Annotated in this window: 19 protein-coding genes, 1 other RNA gene and 1 pseudogene; 9 read left to right on the top strand and 12 right to left on the bottom strand. The window is 63.4% G+C overall.

What is annotated here, in order from left to right; translation table 11 throughout:
* Positions 1-97 precede the first annotated feature (97 nt).
* From ubiH to DOM57_RS09675, 3 genes are all read right to left on the bottom strand, one after another.
* Positions 98-1312, bottom strand: coding sequence for a 2-octaprenyl-6-methoxyphenyl hydroxylase (ubiH, locus tag DOM57_RS09685; RefSeq protein WP_110649050.1), 1215 nt, complete (start codon positions 1310-1312; stop codon positions 98-100).
* A gap of 117 nt (positions 1313-1429) precedes the next feature.
* A complete protein-coding gene (gene pepP, locus DOM57_RS09680; RefSeq protein ID WP_110649004.1) occupies positions 1430-2767 on the bottom strand; it encodes a Xaa-Pro aminopeptidase in 1338 nt (445 codons plus the stop codon).
* Between the two features lie 33 nt (positions 2768-2800).
* Positions 2801-3400 (bottom strand): UPF0149 family protein, encoded by a 600-nt coding sequence (locus tag DOM57_RS09675; protein WP_110649003.1) that lies wholly within the window; start codon positions 3398-3400, stop codon positions 2801-2803.
* Between the two features lie 296 nt (positions 3401-3696).
* Here DOM57_RS09675 and DOM57_RS09670 point away from each other — a divergent pair, with 296 nt between their 5' ends.
* The 3 genes from DOM57_RS09670 (at position 3697) to DOM57_RS09660 (ending at position 4974) form a co-directional block, all read left to right on the top strand.
* The gene (locus tag DOM57_RS09670) at positions 3697-4020 is read left to right on the top strand and encodes a cell division protein ZapA (RefSeq protein WP_110649002.1); all 324 of its coding nucleotides are present in this window, start codon (positions 3697-3699) and stop codon (positions 4018-4020) included.
* 91 nt (positions 4021-4111) lie between these two features.
* A non-coding RNA gene (gene ssrS, locus DOM57_RS09665) (6S RNA) lies at positions 4112-4297 on the top strand.
* A gap of 86 nt (positions 4298-4383) precedes the next feature.
* Entirely contained in the window at positions 4384-4974 is a 591-nt protein-coding gene (locus tag DOM57_RS09660; RefSeq protein WP_239496170.1) for a 5-formyltetrahydrofolate cyclo-ligase, read from the top strand.
* A gap of 474 nt (positions 4975-5448) precedes the next feature.
* Here DOM57_RS09660 and ilvA read toward each other — a convergent pair whose 3' ends face one another.
* The gene (ilvA, locus tag DOM57_RS09655; protein ID WP_110649001.1) at positions 5449-6966 is read right to left on the bottom strand and encodes a threonine ammonia-lyase, biosynthetic; all 1518 of its coding nucleotides are present in this window, start codon (positions 6964-6966) and stop codon (positions 5449-5451) included.
* 186 nt (positions 6967-7152) lie between these two features.
* Between ilvA and rpiA the strand changes: the two genes are divergently transcribed.
* Entirely contained in the window at positions 7153-7824 is a 672-nt protein-coding gene (rpiA, locus tag DOM57_RS09650) for a ribose-5-phosphate isomerase RpiA (RefSeq protein WP_110649000.1), read from the top strand.
* Positions 7825-7861: 37 nt separating this feature from the next.
* Here the strand turns inward: rpiA and DOM57_RS09645 are convergent, their stop codons facing one another.
* Both DOM57_RS09645 and DOM57_RS22270 read right to left on the bottom strand, forming a co-directional pair.
* Complete coding sequence (locus tag DOM57_RS09645; protein WP_110648999.1) at positions 7862-8857, bottom strand: 2-hydroxyacid dehydrogenase; 996 nt, start codon at positions 8855-8857, stop codon at positions 7862-7864.
* 138 nt (positions 8858-8995) lie between these two features.
* Entirely contained in the window at positions 8996-9301 is a 306-nt protein-coding gene (locus DOM57_RS22270; RefSeq protein ID WP_239496169.1) for a glycosyl transferase family 90, read from the bottom strand.
* Between the two features lie 125 nt (positions 9302-9426).
* Between DOM57_RS22270 and DOM57_RS22035 the strand changes: the two genes are divergently transcribed.
* Complete coding sequence (locus tag DOM57_RS22035) at positions 9427-10005, top strand: hypothetical protein (RefSeq protein ID WP_204352919.1); 579 nt, start codon at positions 9427-9429, stop codon at positions 10003-10005.
* Positions 10006-10147: 142 nt separating this feature from the next.
* Here the strand turns inward: DOM57_RS22035 and DOM57_RS09635 are convergent, their stop codons facing one another.
* Complete coding sequence (locus DOM57_RS09635) at positions 10148-10543, bottom strand: winged helix-turn-helix transcriptional regulator (RefSeq protein WP_110648998.1); 396 nt, start codon at positions 10541-10543, stop codon at positions 10148-10150.
* 114 nt (positions 10544-10657) lie between these two features.
* Here DOM57_RS09635 and DOM57_RS09630 point away from each other — a divergent pair, with 114 nt between their 5' ends.
* On the top strand, positions 10658-11671 hold the full coding sequence (locus DOM57_RS09630) for a zinc-binding alcohol dehydrogenase family protein (protein WP_110648997.1): 1014 nt from the start codon (positions 10658-10660) through the stop codon (positions 11669-11671).
* Here DOM57_RS09630 and waaA read toward each other — a convergent pair.
* From waaA to DOM57_RS09615, 3 genes are all read right to left on the bottom strand, one after another.
* Positions 11668-12966, bottom strand: coding sequence for a lipid IV(A) 3-deoxy-D-manno-octulosonic acid transferase (waaA, locus tag DOM57_RS09625; RefSeq protein ID WP_110648996.1), 1299 nt, complete (start codon positions 12964-12966; stop codon positions 11668-11670). The two genes, DOM57_RS09630 and waaA, sit on opposite strands and share 4 nt — an antisense overlap.
* 150 nt (positions 12967-13116) lie before the next feature.
* On the bottom strand, positions 13117-14547 hold the full coding sequence (gene hldE / locus DOM57_RS09620) for a bifunctional D-glycero-beta-D-manno-heptose-7-phosphate kinase/D-glycero-beta-D-manno-heptose 1-phosphate adenylyltransferase HldE (protein WP_110648995.1): 1431 nt from the start codon (positions 14545-14547) through the stop codon (positions 13117-13119).
* Positions 14537-15637, bottom strand: coding sequence for a glycosyltransferase family 9 protein (locus DOM57_RS09615; protein ID WP_110648994.1), 1101 nt, complete (start codon positions 15635-15637; stop codon positions 14537-14539). The genes hldE and DOM57_RS09615 overlap by 11 nt, the downstream gene beginning before the upstream one ends.
* 179 nt (positions 15638-15816) lie before the next feature.
* Between DOM57_RS09615 and vapB the strand changes: the two genes are divergently transcribed.
* Both vapB and vapC read left to right on the top strand, forming a co-directional pair.
* Positions 15817-16047, top strand: coding sequence for a type II toxin-antitoxin system VapB family antitoxin (gene vapB / locus DOM57_RS09610; protein ID WP_110649048.1), 231 nt, complete (start codon positions 15817-15819; stop codon positions 16045-16047).
* Positions 16047-16448 carry a type II toxin-antitoxin system tRNA(fMet)-specific endonuclease VapC gene (gene vapC, locus DOM57_RS09605; RefSeq protein ID WP_110648993.1) on the top strand — a complete coding sequence of 134 codons (402 nt, stop codon included), beginning with the start codon at positions 16047-16049 and terminating at the stop codon, positions 16446-16448. Before vapB ends, vapC begins: the two co-directional genes overlap by 1 nt.
* Positions 16449-16574: 126 nt before the next feature.
* Here the strand turns inward: vapC and DOM57_RS09600 are convergent, their stop codons facing one another.
* On the bottom strand, positions 16575-16955 hold the full coding sequence (locus DOM57_RS09600) for a type II toxin-antitoxin system VapC family toxin (RefSeq protein WP_110648992.1): 381 nt from the start codon (positions 16953-16955) through the stop codon (positions 16575-16577).
* Positions 16952-17161 (bottom strand): type II toxin-antitoxin system VapB family antitoxin, encoded by a 210-nt coding sequence (locus DOM57_RS09595; protein ID WP_110648991.1) that lies wholly within the window; start codon positions 17159-17161, stop codon positions 16952-16954. Before DOM57_RS09595 ends, DOM57_RS09600 begins: the two co-directional genes overlap by 4 nt.
* A 25-nt stretch (positions 17162-17186) precedes the next feature.
* On the opposite strand from DOM57_RS09595, the pseudogene DOM57_RS22030 reads away from it, so the two are divergent.
* Positions 17187-17423 (top strand): annotated as a pseudogene (locus DOM57_RS22030) (hypothetical protein); the annotation flags it as partial.

The following is a 17423-nucleotide window of genomic DNA, read 5'->3' as shown; positions in this document are numbered from 1 at the left end:
CCTAAGGAAAGGCTGAATAAATCGGCGAGCAGGATGAAGTGGGCGGCACTCCGTCGCAAGGCGCACGGAGCNNGCGCAGCCATTTAGACAGTGTTTCCTAACGTTCGATACCCATGGCACGGCGTGCCAACGCCCGCCGCAGCGGTCCCAGTGTGTTGAGTCCGATCAGGCCGGCGGCGCGGGCATGGCTCATCGCCGCGTTATCGATGCCGAACAGCCGGATCAGGCCGTCGCTGAAGCGCACGATCTGGCGATGGTCCCCGGCGCGGCGGGCCTCGAACGCCGCCAGGGTGCGCGGGTCGCCCGGCGAACGGCCGTCGCGCCCCGCCGTCTCGATGGCGGAGACTAGATCCATGACGCCGCGCAGCGCCAGGTTGAAGCCCTGCCCGGCGACCGGATGCAGGGTGTGGGCGGCATTGCCCAGGATCGCCAGATGAGGACGGATCGTCTCGCGGGCGGTCACCAGCGACAGCGGATAGGCGTGGCGCTGGCCGACGCGCCGAAAGCGTCCCGCGCGATCGCCGAACGCCTGCTGCAGGCGCTCGAGAAAGCGAGCGTCCGGGAGCGCCATGGTCTCGTCGATGGTGGCGGGCCCATGGGTCCATACCAGTTCCATGCGCCGGCCACCGAGCGGCAACAGTGCCATCGGCCCCTCGCGGGAGAAGCGCTCGAAGGCCCAGCCGCCGTGGGCGCGGCTGATTTCCACGTTGGCGATCAGCGCGGTCTGGTCGTAGGGATGATGGTCGCTGGCGATGCCGAGCCGCTCCTTGAGCCCCGAGCGACCGCCGTCCGCCAGTACCGTCAGCCCCGCCTCGAGCATGCGGCCGTCGTCGAGCTCGAGCCGATGACCCGCGCCGGTGGCTTCCAGTGTCTCGACTCGCGCCGGGCAGTACCAGTCGATCGGCAGGGTCTCTAGCCGGCGATGCAGTACCTGACCCATCCAGGCGTTGGGGATGACGTAGCCGAGCGCGTCGACGCCGAGTTCATCGGCATGCAGCCGCGTCACGCCCAGGCGGCCGCGTTCACTGACGTGAATATGGCGGATCGGCGCCGCTTCGGTCGCCAGCGCCGGCCATAAGCCCAAACGGGAGAAGTGTCGCCGCGAGCCATGGGCAATGGCGCTGGCGCGGGCGTCGAAACTCGGCTGATACGCCTGCATTCCAGCGGCGGGCAGCGGCTGCGCTTCGATGATCGCCACCCGCAGGCCGTCCCGCTCGGCCATCGCGCCTAGGGCACAGGCCAGGCTGGCGCCGACTAGGCCGCCACCGATGATCGCCACGTCCACCGTGGTTGCTTGCTGCGTTCGGGACATCTGCGCCAGCCACTCCATTACGATTGGGAATTCCAAAGTCTCTATATACGCAGCCTACAGGCGGCCTACACCGGTTACGTAATTATCGAGACGTATTCGATGCCGATCAAAAATCGATCAATCCCGCTCCCGCATCAGCGCTTCGATCTCATCGGCCGCCTTGGGTACCTGGGCCGTCAGCACTTCGCCACCCTCGGCGGTGACCGCAACATTATCCTCGATGCGGATGCCGATCCCACGATAGGCCGAAGGAATGTCTTCGGCATCCGGGATGTAGAGCCCGGGTTCGATGGTGATCACCATGCCCGGCTCCAGCGGTCGCGATTGACCATCGACCCGATAGTCGCCGACATCGTGAACGTCCAGCCCCACCCAGTGGGAGGTCGAGTGCAGATAGAAACGCCGATAACGCTGCGATTCGATGCACTCGTCGAGTTCGCCCTCCAGCAGGCCCAGTTCGATCAGCCCGGCGGTGAGGTCGCGCACCACGCCCTGATGGATGGATTCCAGGGTGACGCCTGGCTTCACCGTCGCCACGGCGCGCTCCTCGGCCGCCAGCACGACATCATAGAGCGCGCGCTGCGGCTCGCTGAAGCGGCCGTTGACCGGGAAGGTGCGGGTAATGTCGCCGGCGTAAAGGTCGAACTCTCCACCGGCGTCGATCAGTACCAGGTCGCCGTCGGCCAGCAAGTCGGCGTTCTCGACATAGTGCAGCACGCAGGCATTGGCGCCACCGCCGACGATGGTGCCGTACGCCGGTGCGCGGGCGCCGTGCCAGACGAATTCGTGCTCGATCTCCGCCTGCAGTTGGTACTCGAAGCGCCCCGGCCGGCTGGCCCGCATGGCGCGACGATGCGCCAGCGCGGTGATATGGCCGGCGTGACGCATCAACGCCAGCTCGCTCTCGCTCTTGGTCAGGCGCAGCTCGTGGATCAGTTCGCTGACGTCGGCGAAGCGCGTGGGGGCGACCGCACCACGGCGGACCCGAGCGCTCAACTGGCTGCGCACGCTCTCGGCCAGCCCCATGGCGGCGGCATCCGCCAGCGGCAGATAGAGCGCCCGGCGCCCATCCAGCAACTCGGTCAGATTGGCCCGCTGGGTATTGTCGAAGGCCTCGTCCATGCCGTAGTCGCGCACCGCGCCTTCGGGGCCGATACGAATACCGGTCCAGGCCTCCTTCTGCGGATCCTTTTCCTGGCAGTAGAGGATCGCTTCCCCCGCCTCGCGACCCGGCAGCAATACCAGCAACGCATCGGGCTCGGGAAATCCGCACAAGTAATGGAAATCGCTGTTTTGGCGAAAGGGGTAGTCGCTGTCGCGGTTGCGCGTCTTCAGCGTGGCGCCGGGAAGCAGTACGGCGGCATCTTCCGGCAATTCGGCCATCAGGCGCTCGCGCCGGGCGGCGAACTCCTCCTGCGAGATGGGCGCCGGGCGCGGCAGGGGCTCGGGTAGCATGCGTTCTCCTTGTCAGCGGTGTTTCCTGTTTCCCTAGTGGGTCTGCGGCGGCGTCTCGTCGTCACCGCCGCCCTCGACCTGCTCGACTTGCGGCTGCCCGGGGTGCTGCTCGGTGTAGAGCAGCATCGCCGCCATGCGGGCGTGCTCGGTCAGGGCGAAGAGGTCGTTCTCGTTCTCGGCATCGTCGGCGATATCGACCTCGATCGCCGCCAACTGGCCCAGATCCTCCAGCGCTTCCCGCAGCGGCGGCGACCATCGCTCATAGGTCTCGCCATCGACTTCGTTGACCACCTCGGTGAAGCCCTGCGTCCACTCCTTGAGCCCCTGCGCGCGTTCGGCCAGCGAGAACAGCTCATCGGGCAGCAGCGGCTCGAAGTTGAGCTCGGCGGCGGCCAGTGCATCGAGCGTCTGGCGCCGCCAGCCGAGCAGGATATCGGCATCCTCGCGGCTGTCGGGCTGTTCGACGTTGAGCGCCAGGCTGACTTCCTCCAGCCAGCGTTCGGCGCTCAGGTCATGCAGCGCCAGCTCGGCGCAGAGCCGGCCATCGAAAAACGCCGGCGACTGCAGACTGCCGTGGGCGAGAAAGACATTGGCGACGGTGGAAAAATCGAGCTGCTCGTTGATGATCGACATGTCGGCATCCGTAATTGAGGGCCGTTGCGTACCGGCAGGCGTGCATGAAAATCGCGACGAGCACCGCGTTGACCGGCTGTGAACGGCTCTCTATAGTGACTGATCAATCGCGGCGGTAAGCGGCCGCAGCCCCCAGCATAGTCGCCAGCATGGAAAATCGCCGGCCGGCGTCGGGGCTTCGCCATCGAAGCATTGTCGTCGAGGCGTTGACATCGAGATAGCGGCCGATCGACACGCGACGCTAGCGCCCGCCATCTTACCGCATCGGTCTTCACGGCCCACCCCCGGAGCGAACCATGAGCGACACGTCTCGCCCCACCACCGAAGTCATCCTGCTGGGCAAACCCTACGTGATCGCCTGCCCGCCGGAAGAACAGGACCAGTTGAAGCGCTCCGCCCGCTACCTGGATCGCGCCATGCATGGCATTCACGCCCGCGGCAAGGTACTGGGCGCGGAGAAGATCGCCATCATGGCGGCGCTCAACATTACCCATGAACTGCTCACGGCGTTGGATGCCAACCGCGCCGGTGAACAAACGCTCAACGAGCTCGGCGAACGCCTGGAACGCGCGCTGGCCAAGGTCGGAGAGCCGTCGAGAGAGCAGGAACCTTCCGCGTGAACCGCTTCGCGCGGAGCGGGATTCCGTGCTTTCTCTCTCTTGGATTTGGATCCTTGATTGGGCAAAAGGACACCCTCTGCTACGATAGTACCGTTCCCTGGGGTGTTCGCCAGTCGTTACAAGTCCCTCGAGCCTATGCGCAGTACCCAGGGGGCCAATAGCTAGGCAGGCCCGTGTGCATGTCCGCGCGACGGAAAGCCTGAAGGCCTGCCTGCGGCCACCCACCTTGAACCAATGGGTTCAAGGGCCAGAACGACAGCGGCACTCTGGGGAACTCTTTTGTCTTCATCGTCGATCACGACATCGCCGTTTGACGCGTCTACCGCTGATAGACCCGTCGATGATCACGCCGATCGGCGCGAATTGCGTCGCCGTCTGCGCCAGCGCCGTCGCGCGCTGAGTCCGCGCCAGCAGCGCCTGGCTTCGCAGGCACTCTGCCGACACCTCAAACGCCTTCCCGAATTGCAGCGAGCCCGCCGCGTGGCCCTCTACTTGCCCAACGACGGCGAAATCGACCCGCGCCCATTGATCGACTGGTTGCGTCGTCGCCGCGCACGGATCTACCTGCCCGTCCTGCGGCCGCTGGTCGAGAACCGGTTGTGGTTCGTTCACTATCACGCCGGGACCCGCATGACCCGCAACCGCTTCGGCATCGCCGAACCGGATACCCGCTTCGGTGCCCGACGTAGCAATCGCCTGCCGGCCTGGGCGCTGGATGCGGTGTTGATGCCACTGGTAGGATTCGACGGCGATGGACAGCGCATCGGCATGGGGGGCGGCTTCTATGATCGCACCTTTGCCTTTGCCCGCTGGCGGCGCCCAGCCCCCGTATTGATTGGCCTGGCCCACGATTGCCAACGCGTCCCGGCGCTGCCCGTCGCCAGTTGGGACGTACCGCTGGACGCCGTCGTCAGCGACCGGCAGACCATTCGTCCACGACGCACGGAAGCTTGAGTGGAATCTGCCATGAGCGACCAGAAACGACGACGGCCGGCAGCGCCAAAGCGCTGCCGGCCGTCAGAATCGATGCCGCGGGCATCGACGGCGTGGCCTTAAAAGGTTCCGAGAACCAAATTTAAACGCCAAGCATTGTCTGTGCGTAACCCGTTGCGACCACACCTACGCCAAAAATCAGTACCAATGCCATCACCAGGTCGGGTTTGCGTTTCATCTCGACTCCACTACGTTCGGTTCGGCCGCTGCCCCCCGCAGCAACGCGCACGACTATAGGGTCAGGCTGAAATCTTGACAAGACGGTTTCTAGCCAGAATGACGTCTTTTTTCGTTACCAAACATTATCGGCTTTTACAAAAAAAGATTGAAGGAAGAATTAATACCTTATTGGCAGCTATTTTTGGCTTTTAAACACCACCGGCCTCTCGAGGAGGCCGGCGGCTAAGGTAGTTAGGCAATGGGGGGAGTGCCGGCTCAGGCCATGAACAAGCGGTAGGCCGTATTGTCGGTTTCCTTCCAGTAGCGATAGCCAATACGCTCGAAATGCTCCTCGGCATGCGCCCGATCGCCGTTGGGCATCTGCAACCCGACAAGTACCCGCCCATAGGCGGCACCGTGATTCCGGTAATGAAATAGCGAGATGTTCCAATCCGCCGGCAAGTGCGTGAGAAAGTTCATCAATGCGCCGGGGCGTTCGGGGAATTCGAAGCGATAGACCTCTTCGTCGAAGCTCTCCTTGGGACGCCCGCCGCCGAGATGACGAATATGTAACTTGGCCAGCTCGTTATCGGTGAGATCCTCCACCGGATAATCGGCCTCGCGCAGCTTGCGAATGACCTCGGCGCGATCCTCGCCGCCGGGTTTGACCTGCACGCCGACGAAGATATGGGCACCGCTGGCGTCGGCATAGCGATAGTTGAATTCGGTCACCATGCGCCGGCCGATGACGCGACAGAACTGCTTGAAGCTGCCGGGCCGTTCTGGGATTTCCACGGCCAGAATCGCCTCGCGCTGCTCGCCGAGTTCGGTGCGTTCGGCGACATGTTGGAGACGGTCAAAATTGATGTTGGCGCCGGAGTTGATGCACAACAGTGTCTGGTCGCGCACCTGGGTCTGCTGGATGTATTTCTTCAGCCCCGCCAGCGACAGCGCGCCGGAGGTCTCCGACACCGCTCGGGTGTCGTCGAAGGTGTCCTTGACCGCGGCGCACATTTCGTCGGTGTTGACCGTGATCACGCCATCCACCGTATGGCGCAGGATCTCGAACGGCGCCTCGCCGATCTGGGCCACCGCCACGCCTTCGGCGAACACGCCGACCTGTTCCAGCGTCACCCGCTCGCCGGCGTCCAGTGCCGCCTTGAGACAGGCCGAATCCTCGGCCTCGACACCGAATACCTTGATCTCCGGGCGCAGATACTTGATATAGGCCGCCACGCCGGCCAGCAGGCCGCCGCCGCCCACCGGCACGAACACCGCATCGAGCGAACCGGAATGCTGGCGCAGGATCTCCATCGCCACCGTACCCTGGCCGGCGATCACGTCTTCGTCGTCGTAGGGCGGAATGTAGGTGTAGCCGTGCTCGGCGATCAGTTCCCGGGCATGCGTCAGCGCCTCGCCGAAGGCATCGCCCTTGAGCACCACTCTGGCGCCCCAGCCGCGCACCGCGGCGACCTTGATGTCCGGGGTCACGCGCGGCATCACGATCACCGCCTTGACGCCCATCTGGCGCGCCGCCATCGCCAGGCCCTGAGCATGATTGCCGGCGGATGCGGCAATCACGCCCTTGGCTTTCTGCTCGTCGCTCAGCTGCGCCATCTTGTTGTAGGCACCGCGAATCTTGAACGAAAAGACGGGCTGCAGATCCTCGCGTTTGATCAGAATGCGATTGGAAAAACGGCGGGAGAGGGAGGGTGTCGGTGATATCGGCGTTTCCCGGGCCGCTTCGTAGACCCGGGCCTGGAGGATCTTCTTGACGATGTCTTCGAGTAGCATGGATGTGTGTCCTGGCGTGCAGCGCTCCCGCCCAAGGAGACTCTTGGAAAGACGGGTGATAGTGGACCGGTATTGTTAACAGACGCCGGCCCCGAGCGTCCAGCGCCATCGGCAGCGATGGGCGCTTGCCCTATACTGTCCGCCGAGCCAACGCCTCGAACTCCCTCTCAGCCTGCCGGAATCGACATGACCCAGGATGACCTCAAGCGCGCCGTTGCCGCTGCTGCCCTCGAAGACATCGACAACTTACTGACGCCCGACGCAGTGATCGGTATCGGCACCGGCTCCACCGCCAACCATTTCATCGACCTGCTGGCCAAGCGGCGGCACGATTTCCGCGGCGCCGTCGCCAGCTCCCAGGCCACCGCCGAGCGCCTCAAGTCCCACGGCATCGATGTGCTCGAACTCAACCACGTCGGCACGGTGCCGGTCTACGTCGACGGTGCCGACGAAATCGACCCCAAGCTGCGCATGATCAAGGGCGGCGGCGCGGCACTGACCCGCGAGAAGATCGTCGCCGCCTGCGCCGAACGCTTCATCTGCATCGCCGATGCCAGCAAGCGGGTCGAGGTGCTGGGCGGTTTTCCGCTGCCGATCGAAGTGATCCCGATGGCACGTTCCTACGTGGCTCGCGAGATGGTCAAGCTGGGGATCACCCCGGTCTATCGCGAAGGCGTGCTGACCGACAACGGCAACCGCATTCTCGACGGCTACGACAAGCTGTTCGACCAGCCGGAAGCGATGGAAGCGCAACTGGATGCGATCGTCGGCGTGGTCACCAACGGCCTGTTCGCCAAGCGCCCGGCCGACGTGCTGCTGCTGGGCAGCGAGAGCGGCGTCGAACGCCTTACCCGCTGAGCCTGCGTGAAGGGGGCCGGTCGATCGCTGGCGCGGCTCACAATCGGTTGGGACATTCCAGTCCGCGGGAGAAGGCCACCAGGTTGGCGCAGGTCACCTGGGCGATCTCGCGCAGCGCCTCGACGGTGAAGAAGCCTTGGTGGCCGGTGATCAGTACGTTGGGGAAACTCGCCAGGCGGGCGAACAGATCGTCGTCGATGATCTCCGCGGAGTGGTCGTGGAAGAACAGTTCGCTCTCCTGCTCGTAGACATCGATCGCCAGGGCACCCAGCTGGCGCGACTTGAGCGCCGCGATCACGGCGCCCGTGTCGATCAACGCACCACGAGAGGTATTGACCAGCATTGCCCCCGGCTTCATCGCCGACAGCGCCTCGGCATCGATCAGGTGGTGCGTCTGCTCGGTCAGCGGGCAGTGCAGCGTGACGATATCGGATCTCGCCAGCAGCGCCTCCAGTGGCACCATTTCGCCGTAGGCCTTGAAGGCCCCGCTGGGATAAGGATCGTAGCCCAGTACCTCGCATCCCAGTCCCTGCAGAATCCGCGCCATGCACAACCCGATGCGGCCGGTACCGACGACGCCGGCGGTCTTGCCGTGGAGCGTCACGCCCAGCAGGCCATCGAGGGCGAAATTGCCCTCGCGCACGCGATTGAAGGCACGGTGGGTCTTGCGATTCAGCGTCATGATCATCGCCAGCGCGTGCTCGGCCACGGCTTCCGGCGAATAGGCCGGCACCCGGGCCACGAACAGCCCCAGGCGATGTGCCGCGTCGAGATCGACATTGTTGAAACCGGCGCAGCGCAGCACGATCGCGCGGACACCCAGCGCGGCGAGCGCTTCGATCACCTCGGCGTCGAGGCAGTCGTTGACGAACACACAGACCGCCTCGCTGCCCTCCGCCAACGCCACGGTCTGCCCATCCAGGCGCGTTTCCTGGTAGATCCATTCGAGGCCGGCGTCGCCGAAATGCGCGTCGCGGATCTCATCGAAGAACTGGCGATCGTATGGCTGGGTACTATAGACGGTGACTCGCATGGCATCACTCTCGCGGCGGACGGAATCTTCCCTTAGGGTAGTGAATCTCCGAATCGCCGCCAGAGACCCGTCGTCGCAGCCACGGCATGCGTACAATGCTTGCCGGTCGGAAGTCGCCAGCCGACGAGGCGGCACGGGTCACGCCCAGTTGTTTCGCACCGCGCGCGAGCGGATCAAGGGAGAAGGCTCGGCCGCGAGTTGGCCGGAAAGCGCGAAATACTTGCGCATCACCAGCAGCCCGATCAACCGTTCACGCCGGGCATCACGAAACTGCGCCACGTGGGCATTGGCATGATGGATGATTGCCTCGGCCTCCTGCGGATGGGCGAGGTAGTAATCCATCTTCTCCTCGAGGTCGCTGCAGTCTTCGGCCAGCGGCACGTAGTGCACATAGGGCTCGAGCGTGCCCTCCATGAACCAGGTTTCGAATCGCGGCGGTGGCATGAAACAGAGCGAGTTCGAGGAGAGGATCCACTTGAGATTGGTGGCGACGTCCTTGCCTCGAGACTCAGCACGAACTTGTAGCGCAGCTGCTCCCCGATGGAGAGAAACGGTCGGTAATCGCGCTGATGGCGACGCTCGGCATGACTCTGGCCGATATCCATGCGCGGATGGTCGCAGAATTCGCGCAGCACTGCCGCGCGATGCTCGTGGAAGCACTTGCCGCGCCAGACCACGCCGGGCTTCTTGTCGGCAAAGCGCAGGCGGTCGTCGACGAAGTGAAAGTGGCGCACGCTGTTGAGCTTGAGCAGCAGGTTGTTGGCGTTGCTCGGTTGACCGTCATGCGCCTCGCGGCAGATCGGTCGGCTCTTGACGAAGGCGGGATGTTCGCAGTTCCAGGTGACATCACCGAAACGGTAGGCGAAGCGCATTTCGGGATCGAAATGGCGCGCAACCTGCTTGGCATCGAGAAAGTAGGCGCCGCGCCGCTCGTAGCGGAAATCGCCGATGCGCACCGCCGTTTCGCCCGGCTCGAAAGGCACCGCCAGGCGGTTGTAATAGTCGACCCGCGGCAGCAGGGCATCGATCTCCGACACCGGCAAGGCGTTCAGCTCGCGCTCCAGGCGTTGACGATAGAAGCCGTCGGGCAGCATGAGGCTGGCCAAGCCGCCCGCATAGAAGCGCAGCTTGCGGCTCTTGAAGCGTAGGTCCATGACGCGATACCGAGTGATTGATCCGTATGGTGCAACGACTGTTGAAAGCCAAGGATTATCGAAGGCTTCCGTGACAAGCGTCTGACATGTCGGACCCTATCTCTCATCGGTCGTTCACCTTACGGTATTTGCCGCCTCACGCTCCCTCGTCGGCGGCCACCGCATAGGGTTTCCCCGCGATCCCGTCCTTGCCGAACAGGTCGATATGCGCATCGCCCCATGCCTTCAAGGCCATCAGGATCGGCGTGAGTTCGCGTCCCCGCTGCGTGAGGCTGTACTCCACTTTCGGCGGCACCTGCGCGTAGACCTCGCGGTGTATCAACCCATCGATTTCCAGCTCACGTAGCTGATTGGTCAACATGCGCTGGGTTATGTTTTCGATTCTTCGCCGTAATTCGTTGAAGCGTAGCGTCCCTTCTTCAAGAAGGTACCAAAGCACGACGCACTTCCACTTACCACTGATGAGGCTGACTGCCGCCTCCACCGAGCAGCCTGGTGTGCAATCGAAGCGGGAGTGGAGAGTCTTGGCCATGGCGGTATCCTTTTTGATACTAGTAGCGTTTTTTGTGTGTATTACACGGTTGGATTTTTACTCTATGTTCTTGCACTAGGCTTCACAACAGAACCTCACAACGGGAGACATGTCATGAAGGCCGTAGCCTATAAGACACCGGGCACGATCGATCGCGCCGACTCGCTGGTCGATATCGAGCAAGAGGTCCCCATGCCCTCGCCGCGCGACTTGCTGGTCGAAGTCAAAGCGATATCGGTCAATCCGGTCGATACCAAGGTGCGAGCGAACGTGTCGCCGGAACCCGATGGCTGGAAAGTGCTGGGCTGGGACGCGGCCGGTATCGTCAAGGCCGTTGGCGATGGCGTCGAGGGCTTCAAGCCCGGCGACGAGGTCTGGTACTCCGGCGAACTCGAACGCCCCGGCACCAACGCCGAATATCATCTGGTAGACGAGCGCCTGGTGAGTCACAAGCCAAAGTCGCTGGGATTCGCCGAGGCAGCGGCCCTGCCTCTCACATCGGTAACCGCCTGGGAGATGCTGTTCGAGCGCCTGGAAGTCGAGCGACCGGTAACCGGTGCCGCGAACGCGATCCTGATCATCGGTGGCGCCGGCGGCGTCGGCTCGATCGCCATCCAACTACTGCGCGCGCTCACCGACTTGACCGTCATCGCCACCGCATCCCGCCCGGAGACCCGGGAATGGGTCGAACGGCTCGGCGCTCATGCCGTCATCGATCACAGCCAACCGCTCGCGGCCCAGGTCGAAAGCCTCGGGCTGGGAGCGCCGGGATTCGTGTTCTCCACCACCCATAGCGAGCGTCATAAGTCGGAAGTGATCGAACTGATAGCCCCACAAGGGCGATACGGACTGATCGACGACCCCGAGCAGTTCGTCATCGACGAATTCAAGCGTAAATCCATCTCGATACACTGGGAGTTGATGTACACCCGCTCGCTGTTCAAGACATCCGACATGAACGAACAAGGATCGATACTGAATCGCGTGGCCGAACTAGTCGATGAGGGTCGAGTCAAGACCACCGTGACCGAAACGATGGGGCCGATCAACGCGGAAAATCTCAAGCAGGCACACGCATTGCTCGAGAGCAGCCGAGCAAGGGGTAAGGTCGTGTTGGAAGGTTTTTAACTTTTCGGTAGCGATCTTTCCAATAACGACGCTTCGCTCAATATCCCTTCGATCTTCTGGCGGGTCCGCGCCAGCGCGCCACGGTTGGCGGCCACCACGGCGCGGCCCGCCTCACCCAGCCGGCTGCGTCGGTCGTCGTTCCCCAGCAGCGCGATCAATGTCTCTCCAAGGCTGTCGGCGTCGTTCACTTCGAGCCGTGCCCCGCTCTCCGCGAGCGTATCGGCGATCTCGCGCAGGTTGTCGAGATACGGACCGCTCACCACCGCCACACCCAGGGCGGCCGGTTCGAGCAGGTTGTGCCCGCCGATCGGCACCAGAGACCCGCCGACGAAGGCGACGTCGGCACAGCCATAGAGCTTCATCAAGTCGCCCATGGTGTCGCCCAGCAGCAGCGTGGTCCGGGTCGTCACGGATTCGTTGGCGCTCAGGCGCGTGACTTGCTCGCCGTACCGCCGGCACAGAGCGTCGACGTCATCGAAGCGCTGCGGATGGCGCGGCACCAGGATCAACAGCGCGTCGTGAAAGCGTCGGCGCAGCCGGGCATGCGCCGCCAACACCTGCTCGTCTTCTCCAGGATGGGTAGAGCCAGCGATCCATACCGGGCGCCGGCCCCACTGCTCGCGTAAGCGCTCACTCTCTTTGCGCACCCGGTCGTCGAGGCTCAAGTCGAATTTCAGCGCGCCGGTGACCGCCACCCGAGACGGCGGTGCACCGAGTTCGACGAAGCGTTCGGCATCCCGCGGCGACTTGGCACCGATCCAGGTCACGTCTTCGAGCATGCCACGGCTGAGCGTGGCGAAACGGCGATAGAGGCGGAAGGCCCCCGGACTCAAGCGGGCGTTGGCAACCACTACCGGTATCTGGCGACGCCGGCAGGCGGCCAGCAGGTTTGGCCACAGTTCGGTCTCGGCGATGATCGCCAGTTGCGGATCGAGGCGCCGCAGGAAGCGTCGGGTGGCGCCGGGAAAGTCGAGCGGCAGGAAATGGTGGCGCACGCTATCGCCAAAGGTCTGGCGCACCCGCTCGGCGCCGGTGGCGGTCATGGTGGTGACGACCAGGGCATGGCCGGGATGGTCGGCAAGCAGGGCGCGAATCAGCGGGGTCGCCGTGACCACTTCGCCGACCGAGGCGGCGTGCAGCCAGAGGCAACGGTGCTCGCGGGTCGCCGGAATGAAGCCAAGGCGTTCGCGGCGGGCGTGGGTAGGTAACCACTCACGCCACACCCGCCACCAGATCAGTGGCGAAAAGAGATAAAGCAGCAGCGTATAAAGCCGACGCGCAAGCCATGGCGTCATCGCTACGCTTTGTCTGAAAAATGCCTGCGCTCGTCCATACAGCGTTAAAAATCGGCTCCAAATGCTCATTTACACCCTCGTAAACTCCGCTTTTTCGCCGATTTTTGCCTTGTCTGGCCATCGCTCGTCGATTTTTCAGACAAAGCTTAATCAGCGCTCGCGGTCGAGAATGGTATCGATCATGGTGGTGGTCGAGACCCCGTCCTCGAAGCCCAGCACCCTGACCTCGCCGCCGTTGGCGATCACCGCCTTGCCACCGGCGATCTCCTCGGGACGGTAGTCGCCGCCCTTGACCAGCAAATCCGGCAGCACCGCCTCGATCAGCCGCGCCGGGGTATCCTCGCTGAACGCCACCACCCAGTCGACCGCGGCCAGGCCGGCAAGCACCTGCGCCCTTCGCGCCAAGGTGTTGATCGGTCGCTTGGGCCCCTTGAGCCGCGCCACCGAAGCGTCGTCGTTGACCGCGACGACCAGCCGGTCGCCGAGCCGCCGGGCCTGCTCCAGATAAGCGACGTGGCCGGCATGCAAGATGTCGAAACAGCCGTTGGTCATCACCACCTTCTCGCCACGCGCCTGCGCCGCGCGTACCGCCTCGATCAACGGCGTTTCGTCGATCACGCCGAACTCGGCCAGCTTGTCGCCGTGCAGTGCAGTGTAGAGCTCCGCCACCGAGAGCACGGCGGTACCGGGCTTGGCCACCACCAGCCCGGCAGCCAGGTTGGCCAGCATCACCGCCTCGCTATAGCCGTGGCCCGCCGCCAGTGCCAGTCCCAACACCCCGATCACGGTGTCGCCGGCACCGGTGACGTCGAATACCTCGCGGGCGTGAGTGGGCAGATGCAGCGGTTCATAGCCTTCGCGAATCAGCGTCATGCCGCGTTCGCTGCGGGTAATCAGCAACGCTTCCAGCTCGAGCTCCGCGCGCAGACGCTCGCCCTTCCCGGCCAGCTCGGCATCATCGGCACAGGGGCCGACGATCGTTTCGAACTCGCTCAGGTTGGGGGTGATCACGCTGGCGCCACGGTAGCGACTGAAATCGCCCCCCTTGGGGTCCACCAGTACCCGCTTGCCGGCACGGCGCGCCGCGGCGATCAAGATCTCGACCCGGTTGAGGCTGCCCTTGCCGTAGTCGGAAAGGATCACTACATCGGCCTCCGCCAGCGCACGCTCGACCTTGGCCGTGAGCGGCGCGGTATCGACGTTCCACAACGGCGACTCGAAGTCGAGGCGGATCAGCTGCTGGTTGCGGCTCATCACCCGCAGTTTGGTGATAGTGGGAACGTCTGGGCTGCGCTGCAAGTGAACGCTCACATCGGCCGCTTCCAACGCGCTCGAGAGGCGATCGGCGTTGTCATCGTCGCCGACCACGCCGGCCAGGCTGACATGGCCGCCCAGCGAGGCGATGTTGAGCGCCACGTTGGCGGCACCGCCCGGGCGGTCGTCGGCATCCTCCACCTTGACCACCGGCACCGGCGCCTCCGGGGAAATGCGCGAGGTGCCACCGTGCCAGTAGCGGTCGAGCATCACGTCGCCCACCACCAGCAGGCGGGCACGCTCCAATTGCGAGAGATCAACCTTCATGCGGTGGCTCCATCACGGGGGCGGTGTCGGCGGTGGCATCCAGCAGCCGGTCCAGGTGGCCGACCACATCATCGAGGGTAATCAGCGCCATGGCATCGGCATGACGCACGCGAGTGCCCCAGGTCACATCCTCGGGCGCTTTCTGCAGGTAGCGGCGCACGGCATCGGGATAGCGATTGACGACGTATTCGCGCCAGCAATAAGGCGCGGCGCGATCCGGGTTGGTGGTAGCGTACAGGCCGAGCGTCGGCGTACCCAGCGCATTGGCCATATGTACCGGGCCGGAATCCGGCGCGATCACCGCCCGCGCCCTGTCCAAAAGTGCCAGCAGCCCTTTCAGCGAGGTGCGGCCGATGGCATCGACGATCTCGACGTTCGGGCTCAGGCGCCGGATCTGTTCGCCCATGTCGCGCTCCTGGCGACTGCCGCCACCACTCATTACGGTTTTCAGGCCATGGCGCTGCCAGGCGTGCTCGATCACTGCGGCATAACCTTCCGCCGACCAGTTGCGAAAATTGCGCAGACGCGGGTTGGCGCAGGGGCTGATGACCAGATAAGGCGCGTCGCCGCTCAGTTGGCGAGCTTCGTCGTAGGCCGACGCCGGGATCGGCAGCGACCAGTCGAGCCGGGTATCCTCGACGCCGAGCAGGCGTGCGAAGTCCATGAAGGATTCCAGCACGTGCGCCTTGGGGTGCGGCATGAGTTGGCGATGCGTGAACCAGTGCTGCCAATCCTTGGCCCGTGCCTTGTCGTAGCCCACCCGCACGTCGCACTTGAGGCCCAGCGACAGCACGCTGGCCCGCAGCGCCTGCTGCATGTGCAACAGCACGTCGAAGCGCACGTCCTTGAGCTGGCGCCATAGCTCACGCATACCCTTGAAGCCGGTGGATTTGTCGTACACGACGAGATCGACGCCGGACAGACCATTCAGCAGGCCGTGCTCGGCCTTGCCGACGATCCAGGTGATGCGCGCCTCGGGCCACTGGCGCTGCAGGGCACGCACCGTCGGTACCAGGTTGCAGACGTCGCCCAGCGCGGACAGCCGCAGGATACCGATGTGCCGGGGACGCTCTGGCAGAGAGTGCTTCATGGGCTTGACTGAATTCCCATTGGATAAAGCGGATATTCTAACGGAAGTTGACCGTGGGGGCCGAACCGGAGCGTGCGGAGTCGCGCATCCCTACTCACCTAGGCATATACCTTGCGTATACCCCAACTTATGACTACCGTATGCCATATACGGCGAGTATACACCGCGAGGTAACCATCATGGCACAGGGTTCCGTATTTCAATCCAATCGCACTCAGGCGGTTCGATTGCCCAAAGCAGCGGCTTTTCCAGACGATGTAAAACGTGTCGAGATCATTGCCATGGGCCGAACACGGATCATCACGCCCGCCGGAGAGTCTTGGGACAGCTGGTTCGATGAAGATAGTGTCACGGCGGACTTCATGGCCGACCGTGAACAGCCGGAAGAGCAAGAGCGAGAAGCCTTCTGATGCTGAAATACATGCTGGATACCAACATTTGTATCTTCACGATCAAGAACAAACCAAGACAAGTGCGAGAAGCCTTCAAACGACACCATGAGCGCCTATGCATCAGCACGATCACCCTCATGGAGCTGATTTACGGAGCCGAGAAGTCGAGCCATCCGGAACATAATCTGCATGTGATAGAGGGCTTCGCAGCCCGTCTCGAAGTTTTGCCGTACGACACGGCAGCGGCATCCCATACGGGACAAATACGAGCGGAGCTCGCCAAGATGGGAAAACCCATTGGGCCATACGATCAAATGATCGCAGGGCATGCCCGCTCCATGGGGTTGATCATCGTGACCAACAACGCGCGTGAATTCGAGCGTGTTCCGGGCTTGCGCCTGGAAGACTGGTCGACTTGATGGATTTGAGCGCCAGTCCAAATCGAATCAGATCACGCTCCACTCAGCTTTCCTTACTCAGGGTATCGGTTGACCGGGCAGAGAGTGCTTCATGGCCTGGCTAACTTCCTCTGCTCGACCGCCCAATCAATGTACGGGCATCTGATAGGCAACCCCGAACCGCCCCGCCATATCCGCAAGACGCTTATCCAGGGTCCATAACTGTGCACCCGGCGTGATGAGCGTCGAGGCAAGCAGGCACATGTCGACCAAACCGCACCCCAAGCCATACAGGGATTCCCGCTCGATAAAATCCACCACCTCGCGCAGGCCGGCCTGGTTGCAGGGCCGCAGCAGGCCGATGCTGTGCAGCGTCCGAGTCCGTGGTGCAGGCGGTGTCCCGCAGGCCAGCTCCGCCAGGACCATAGGGTGGCTCAGCGCCAGGTCCATTTCGATCAGCTCGACCAGCGTATCGTTTCGCTTCCTGAAATGATCCACCCATACCGAGGTGTCGATAAGCACACTCATCGGGCCGTGGGCTCCTCGCGCCGGCGCGGTATTTCCGGCATGTCGGGGGCTGCGCCACCCAAGGCAGACAGGCGACGGGCCGCCTGCACTCGCACATAGGTCTTCATCGCTTCCCTCAAGAGGTCCGATGGCTTGTCCATGCCCGGCTCGGCAAATTCCAACGCTTGCTCGTACAGCGCGTCGTCAATGGTGACAGTCGTACGCATGATTCATACCTTCGCATAAGATTTGATGCGTTTAAGCATCAACTATAGCATCACGATAAGCCTTGTTGTACGCCTACGCCGCCGGCGCCTGATGATGATTTCAGGATGTGGGGCCGGGCTGGCCGTGCGCCTGGGAGAATTCATCGAGGCTCATGATGAAACGCATCGACCGCTACCCGACGCCTCCGATATCGACGTGTTGCGCTATCTAATGCGGGAACACGGCGTATCCCAAAGCGGGCTGCCCGCCCGAGTTCGACAG

The sequence above is a fragment of the Salinicola peritrichatus genome (assembly GCF_003206715.1).
GTDB lineage: Bacteria > Pseudomonadota > Gammaproteobacteria > Pseudomonadales > Halomonadaceae > Salinicola > Salinicola peritrichatus.
Note: the sequence above shows the minus strand (reverse complement) of the source record. Positions and strands in the feature narration are given on the sequence as shown.